This is a genomic window from Pseudomonas sp. Z2-11 (genome assembly GCF_054161305.1).
This window is the reverse complement of the sequence record NZ_CP096395.1, coordinates 4,242,256-4,248,945: the sequence shown is the minus strand read 5'-3', so window position 1 is coordinate 4,248,945 and position 6,690 is coordinate 4,242,256. Positions and strand designations below refer to the sequence as shown.

The 6,690-nt window shown below is 65.1% G+C and carries 6 protein-coding genes; 3 read left to right on the top strand and 3 right to left on the bottom strand.

Annotated elements, in window-relative coordinates:
• The first annotated feature begins 16 nt into the window (after window positions 1-16).
• On the top strand, window positions 17-829 hold the full coding sequence (locus M1E16_RS18770) for an alpha/beta fold hydrolase (RefSeq protein ID WP_458128113.1): 813 nt from the start codon (window positions 17-19) through the stop codon (window positions 827-829).
• A 159-nt stretch (window positions 830-988) separates the two neighbouring features.
• Here M1E16_RS18770 and dsbG read toward each other — a convergent pair whose 3' ends face one another.
• The 3 genes from dsbG to dsbD are packed head-to-tail and all read right to left on the bottom strand — an operon-like array spanning window position 989 to window position 4,328.
• Window positions 989-1,756: a thiol:disulfide interchange protein DsbG gene (dsbG, locus tag M1E16_RS18765; RefSeq protein ID WP_434698556.1), complete on the bottom strand. Its 768-nt coding sequence runs from the start codon at window positions 1,754-1,756 to the stop codon at window positions 989-991.
• Window positions 1,732-2,601: a TlpA family protein disulfide reductase gene (locus tag M1E16_RS18760; protein WP_458128112.1), complete on the bottom strand. Its 870-nt coding sequence runs from the start codon at window positions 2,599-2,601 to the stop codon at window positions 1,732-1,734. The genes dsbG and M1E16_RS18760 overlap by 25 nt, the downstream gene beginning before the upstream one ends.
• A complete protein-coding gene (gene dsbD / locus M1E16_RS18755; RefSeq protein WP_458128111.1) occupies window positions 2,601-4,328 on the bottom strand; it encodes a protein-disulfide reductase DsbD in 1,728 nt (575 codons plus the stop codon). Before dsbD ends, M1E16_RS18760 begins: the two co-directional genes overlap by 1 nt.
• 175 nt (window positions 4,329-4,503) lie before the next feature.
• Between dsbD and M1E16_RS18750 the strand changes: the two genes are divergently transcribed.
• The gene (locus M1E16_RS18750) at window positions 4,504-5,184 is read left to right on the top strand and encodes a response regulator (RefSeq protein ID WP_305499838.1); all 681 of its coding nucleotides are present in this window, start codon (window positions 4,504-4,506) and stop codon (window positions 5,182-5,184) included.
• A complete protein-coding gene (locus tag M1E16_RS18745) occupies window positions 5,181-6,515 on the top strand; it encodes an ATP-binding protein (RefSeq protein ID WP_458128110.1) in 1,335 nt (444 codons plus the stop codon). The genes M1E16_RS18750 and M1E16_RS18745 overlap by 4 nt, the downstream gene beginning before the upstream one ends.
• Window positions 6,516-6,690 lie beyond the last annotated feature (175 nt).

Below are 6,690 nucleotides of genomic sequence, written 5' to 3'. Positions count from 1 at the left end.
ATCAAGGAATTCACTCATGCCCTTCGCAACGATCGACGGACAACCGCTCCATTACCTCGACCAGGGCCAGGGCCCGGTGGTGCTGCTTGGCAGCAGCTATTTGTGGGACCACAGCATGTGGGCGCCGCAGATTGACGCCTTGTCGAAGCACTATCGGGTCATCGTCCCTGAACTGTGGGGCCACGGCCAGTCCGGACGTTTGCCCGAGAATACGTCCTCGCTGAACGATCTGGCTCGCCAGGCATTGGCGTTGCTCGATCAACTGGGCATCGATTGCTTCAGCCTGGTGGGGCTGTCAGTGGGCGGCATGTGGGGCGCTCGCCTGGCGCTGGCGGCGCCCGGACGCGTGCAGTCGCTGGTATTGATGGACACCTATGTGGGCGTCGAGCCGGAGCCGACCCGTCTGTACTACTTTTCGCTGTTCGACAAGATCGAGGCCAGCGGTGGCATCCCGGAGCCGTTGCTGGATATCGTCGTGCCGATTTTTTTCCGGCCCGGCATCGACCCGCAATCAGCGCTTTACCAGCAGTTTCGCGCCACCTTGGCGGCGTTGCCAGCCGAGCGCCTGCGCGACAGCATCGTACCGCTGGGGCGGATCATCTTTGGTCGGGACGACATCCTGGGGCAATTGCGTGAGTTGAACGCCGAGCGCACGCTGGTGATGTGTGGTGGCCAGGACAAGCCACGGCCACCGTCCGAGGCGCGGGAGATGGCTGAGTTGATCGGATGCGAGTATTTGCTGATTCCCGAGGCGGGGCATATTTCCAACCTGGAGAACCCGGCGTTTGTGACCGAGGCGTTGCTGGGGTTCCTGAAACACAGGCATTGATTGCTGCTCAAACCCGTGGCGAGGGAGCTTGCTCCCGCTGGGCTGCGCAGCAGCCCCTGGTTCTCTTGCTGCGGTTCTTCAGATTGATTGCCTATGCTTTTTTGGGGCTGCTGCGCAACCCAGCGGGAGCAAGCTCCCTCGCCACAGGTGGCCGGGGTTTTACTTCGGCCCGAGAATCTTCACCAGTTTGTCCGGCGAGGGCGCGCCTTGCTGCTGTTGCAGGTCGCCCTGGTCGTCCAGGTAGAAAATCGCCGGGGTCGCGGACAGCTCCAGTTCGTCCATCAACTGCTGGTTGGCGTCCAGTTTGGCCTGGATCGCTGGCGGTATTTCTTTCAGCGGTTTCAGCGGGCTGCCCTTGCCGGCCTTTTCGTGGTCCGCCAGGGCTTTTTCCGGCTCTTTGGCGGCCAGCAATGCGGCTGATTTCCCCGGGCTGTCTTCGCGGATGATGCCCACCATGATGTGGCGCAACTGCACCTTGCCGGCATTGACCCACGGCCGCGCCTGCTCCCAGAACATGTTGCAGTACGGGCAGTTCGGGTCGCTGAACAGGTACACGGTGCGCGGTGCGTCCTTGCTGCCGTCGGCGATCCAGCTGCTGGCTTGCATTTTCGCCCAGATCTCCTTCGACATCGGATCGTAGACCAGCTTTTTCAGGGGTTCGAGGCTCAGGTCCTTGCCATCGGCGTCGTACAGGTTGCCCAGCAGCACATGCTGGCCGTCCGGCGTCAGATAGAGCGTCATGCCGCGGCTCTGGTACTGCGCCGCGTAGCCGCGCAAGCCGTTCGGTGCGTCGAAGGTGCCGACGATCTTCGCGCCCTTGGCTTCGATCTTCCTGATCGCCGCGGGTAGCTCTTCGGCCTGAAGCAGCGGCGCTTGTAGCAGTGCGCCGGCGAATGCCAGGGTCAGCAGGTGGTGGAGGCGGGGCATGGCAATTTCCTTGTCGCGGGGTGGATCGCCGTGGTGGAACCCGGCGTTTCGAAATTTTCCAGGGCGCGGGCCAGGCTCGCTTCCGACAGTTCGCCCAGGTGGCTGCCCAGCAGGCGACCCTCGGCGCTGTAGAACAGGGTCGTGGGCAGGGCCATGGAGCCGACGGCCTGGCCGAGGCGTCCACTGCCGTCGAACAGCACGTTGGTCAGGCTCAGGCCCTGGGTGGCGAGGTAGGTGCTGACGCTTTGCATGCTTTCGGCCTGATTGACGAACAGGAACGTCAGGTCCGGGCGCTGTTTTTGCGCCTCTTCCAGGACCGGCATTTCCCGTCGGCAAGGCGGGCACCAGGTGGCCCACAGGTTGATCACCAAGGGGCCGCCCTGGTAGTCGGCGAGGTTCACGGTTTCGCCTTCAGCGTTGCGCAGCTCGATCCCCGGCAGCCGGGTGCCTTGCTCGTAGATCGTCAGCGACATCGTCGCCACCAGCCAGAACAGCAGACCGCTGCCGACGCTGAAGCCCAGGGGCCAGCGCAGGGCGGGTCGGCGACGCGCCCAGAGCAGCGCGGCGACCAGCAGGGCGATGATGCCAGGCCAGGCCAGGAATCCGCCGTCGCGTAAATCGACGATCTGCCAGAGGTCGTCCCGGTAATGGTTCCAGTACGCGGCGACGAAGCCGATTCTCGCGGCAAGCAGTCCCAGCAGGAACAGCCCGAACAGCACCGACTCGGGGTTCTCGCCGCCGCGCTTGGCCACGCGCCAGCCGACGAAAGTCGCCAAGGCCAGTGCGCTGATCAGCAGCAGATGATTGAGGGCGATGGCAAAGGTGCCCAGGGTAAACGTCAGCATCAGCGTGCGTTCCGGGTCATGTTCCAACGTTCCAGGAACGCCTCGGCGTCCACTTCTCCGGTGATCCGCTGGCTGCGGCGCTCTTCACCGTCGGCACCGATCCACAACAGGCTCGGCGGCCCCGGCACTTTGTAGCGACCCAGCAGCTCTCGGCTGGCGGCGTTGTCAGCGGTGACGTCCAGGCGTAGCAGGCGCACGCCTTTCAGGGCGTCGAGCACTTCGGCGCGGCCGAACACCTGTTTTTCCATGATCTTGCAGGACACGCACCAGTCGGCGTAGTAATCGAGCAACACCCATTGGCCCTGCGCCTTGGCGGCGTCCAGTTCGCGCTGCAGGGCGGCGGGCTCGCTGACCGTGACGAAGGCATCGTGGGCGCTGACGGTGGCGCTGCCCCTGGCGCCGCTGTAGACCTGCAGCGGCCTGAACAGATCGTCGCTGCCGCCCGCCGCGCCAATCACCAGCACGCTACCCCACAGGCCGAACAGCAGCGATACGCTGCCCCACAGATAGGCGGCGCGACCGAAGCCCTGGGTCTGGCGCCAGGCGCAATAGGCGGCGACAACCAGTAACGCGCCCCACAGTCCGATCCACAATGAGCCATCGATGACCGGGCGGAGCATCAGCAGCGCGGTGCCCAGGAACAGGAAACCGAACACGCCCTTGAGCAGATTCATCCAGGCGCCGGGCTTGGGCAGGAAGCGATTGCCCACCGTCACCAGCAGCAACAGCGGCAGACCCATGCCGACACCCATGGTGAACAGGATCAACCCGCCATGCAGCGCGTTGCCGCTCTGGGCGATGTACAGCAGCGCGCCGGCCAGGGGCGCGGTCATGCAGGGGCCGACCAGCAGGCCGGACAACGCCCCGAGAACGCCCGCGCCCACCAGGCTGCCGCCGCGGCGCTGGCGGCCGGCATTTTCCAATCGATCACGCAGAGCGGCCGGCAGTTGCAGTTCGAAGAAACCGAACATCGGCAGCGCCAACACCACGAATACCGCGGCGAAAGTGCCCAGCAGCCAGGGTTGCTGGAGCAATGCCTGAAGATTGGCGCCCAACAGCGCAGCAAGCACGCCCATGGCGGCGTACACCAGCGCCATGCTGATGACATAACTGCCGGCCAGTGCCAGGCCGCGCCGGGGCCCGGCGCCGCTGCCCACCACCAGCCCCGCCAGGATCGGCAGCATCGGCAGCGAGCACGGGGTAAACGCCAGCAGCAGCCCCAGGCCGAAGAACACCAGCAGGCTCCAGCCCAGCGCGCGCTGTTGCAGGCCGCTGGCCAGGGCCTGGTCCTGCGCCTCGCCACTGGCCGTGGCCGGTGCGTCGCCGCCCAGGTCGACCACCTGGGTCTGGGGCGGATAGCAGAGGCCCGCGTCGGCACAACCCTGGAAACCGACCTTGATCTTGCCGGGGGCCCCGGCGGGAATCTTCAGCTCCAGTGCCTGGCGATAGACTTGCTGGTCGCCGAAGAACTCATCGCTGTGAGCTTCGCCCTCGGGCAGCCTGGGCTTCTGCGCGTCGGCCAGGCCGTCGAATTTGAGCCGTTGCTGATACAGGTAGTAACCGTCGGCGATCTGCCAGAACAACTGGGTCTCACCCGAGTCCAGGCGTTCGGAGGTAAAGACGAAGGCCTTTTCCACCGGCAGGAAGTCGGGTTTGGTCTCGAAGGGATTGGCGGCCTGGGCCAGGCCCGAGATCAGCAGTAGACACAGCAAAAACAATCGACGCATGGATAAAGCCTTAGAACGAAGCAAGTGGAATGCACATTGGTGGCTGGCGATTAACCGTCGATTAACCCGGCGACGGCCGGTTTACAGCGAAGATCCCCCATGCCTGGCGTACTCGTCGCATAATGTCGACTTAATCGGCCGGCGGCCTAATGTACCTTTTTCCACGGGGCTTACCATGCGCGTACTGGTCTGCGAAGACGACGAGTTGATCGCCAGCGGCATTGTCGCCGGGCTCACGGCTCAAGGCCTGACCGTCGAACATGTCGCCACCGCCTCGGCGGCGCGGGCGATGCTGGGTGTCGCCGAATTCGATGTCATGGTGCTCGACCTTGGCCTGCCCGATGAAGATGGTCTCAAGCTGCTCAAGCAATTGCGCCAGCAAGGCCTGGAGACGCCGGTGCTGATCCTCACCGCGCGGGACTCGGTGACCGATCGGGTCGACGGCCTGCAGGCCGGGGCCGATGATTATCTGCTCAAACCCTTCGATCTGCGGGAACTGGCGGCACGCCTGCATACCTTGCTGCGGCGCGTGGCGGGGCGCAGCGTCAACCTGATCGAGCACGGTCGCCTGACCTACGACCCCAGCAGCCGCGAAACCACCCTGGGCGGCCAGCCGGTGGACCTCTCGCGCCGCGAGCAGTCGCTGTTGCAGGCGCTGCTGCACAGTCGCGGTCGTGTGTTGTCCACTGAGCAACTCAAGGACAGTGTCTACGGGTTCAGCGACGAACTGGAAAGCAACGCCTTGAACGTGCATATCCACCATCTGCGCCGCAAGCTGGGCAACGGCATTGTCGAGACCGTGCGTGGCCTGGGGTATCGGCTGGGGCCGGCGGATGGCGGGGAATCCTCCAAGTGATGAGCCTGCGACTGCGGCTGAGCCTGACGCTCGGCGCGGCCTTTACCTTGATCTGGGCCCTGGCCGCGGCCTGGATGCTCAGCGACCTGCGCAACCAGATGATGTTTTCCCTCGACCAGCGCCTGGTGGCTTCGGCGCGGATGGTCGCCGGGTTGCTGGAGCAGTTGCCACCGGTGCCCAGCAAAGGTGAAGGCACGCACTTGAGCTCGGAGCAGTTGAGCATCCCGGGCGGCATGGCCTGCCAGGTCAGTTCCCTGCGCGGCGAGATCCTGGCGCGCAGCCACGGTAACCCGGAACAGGCCCTGGAAGCCGAGAAGACAGGCTTCCATGATCAGATGATCGACGGTGCGCCATGGCGCAGCTTTACCCTGGTTCGAGGCGATTTGCGCATTACCACGGCCGATCGCCAGATCGAACGCGAAGCGTTGAACCTGTCGGTGCTGCTGGCGGCGTCGGTGCCGGTCGGCGTGGCGTTGCTCGGTTGCCTGTGCCTGTTGTGGCTGGGCATCGGACAGGGCCTGGCGCCGCTCAATCGCATGCGTGATGCGTTGATGCGCCGTAACGCGGACTCCCTCGAACCCCTGCAGATCCATCCGCTGCCCAGCGAGCTGCGGCCCTTGTTGGAAACCCAGAACCAGCTGTTCCAGCGTATCGGCAAGACCATCGAGCGCGAGCGCCGGTTGACCGGTGACGCTGCCCATGAATTGCGCAGCCCGCTGACGGCCATCAAGACGCATCTGCAAGTGGCGCGCATGACCGAGGGGGCTGCGCGCGATCAGTCCCTGGCCCGGGCAGAGGAGGGCGCCGACCGCTTGCACCGTACCCTTGAGCAACTGTTGCTGCTGGCGCGGGTCGAGGGCAGCCTTTCGTTTGATGATGGCGTGCAATGCAACGCCGAGCAGGTCGCGCGACTGGCGATCCAGGATGCGGCCGGCGGCGCGCCCCAGCGGATCAGGCTGCACCTATCGCCGCCGCTGTCCGATGCGCCGGTGCAAATGCCGGCGGTGCTGGCCATCGCCGCGTTGCGCAACCTGCTGGAGAACGCCCTGCGCCACGCCCCGGCCGATACCGAGGTCGAACTGAGCCTGGAGATGATCGGCCAGCGCGTGCGTTTCCTGGTACGTGATCATGGGGACGGAATCGCCGCCGACGATATCCAGCACCTGACCCAACGCTTCTGGCGCAACGGCCACAGCACCGGCTGCGGTCTGGGCCTGGCGATCGTCCAGGCGATCGTCCAGCGTTGCGGCTGCGGCCTGCATTTCGACAGCCGCCCGGATGGGCTGCGGGTCGAACTGACCGTGCCAGTGCAAGTCTCTTCGGGCCAGTAGATCTCGTGGCGAGGGAGCTTGCTCCCGCTGGACCGCGCAGCGGGCCCAAACTTTTCACCTCGGTCAATCTGATCTACCGCGTGCTCTGGCTTGAGGGGGCTGCTGCGCAGCCCAGCGGGAGCAAGCTCCCTCGCCACGGGATAGGGTGATAGTAAATCCTTGCCTCGCTGATGCG

What these genes read in the sequence shown, in the direction of transcription:
- M1E16_RS18760 (WP_458128112.1), bottom strand. Translation starts at nt 2,601, where the DNA reads ATGCTGACGTTTACCCTGGGCACCTTTGCCATCGCCCTCAATCATCTG.
- M1E16_RS18770 (WP_458128113.1), top strand. Translation starts at nt 17, where the DNA reads ATGCCCTTCGCAACGATCGACGGACAACCGCTCCATTACCTCGACCAG.
- dsbG (WP_434698556.1), bottom strand. Translation starts at nt 1,756, where the DNA reads ATGCCCCGCCTCCACCACCTGCTGACCCTGGCATTCGCCGGCGCACTG.
- dsbD (WP_458128111.1), bottom strand. Translation starts at nt 4,328, where the DNA reads ATGCGTCGATTGTTTTTGCTGTGTCTACTGCTGATCTCGGGCCTGGCC.
- M1E16_RS18750 (WP_305499838.1), top strand. Translation starts at nt 4,504, where the DNA reads ATGCGCGTACTGGTCTGCGAAGACGACGAGTTGATCGCCAGCGGCATT.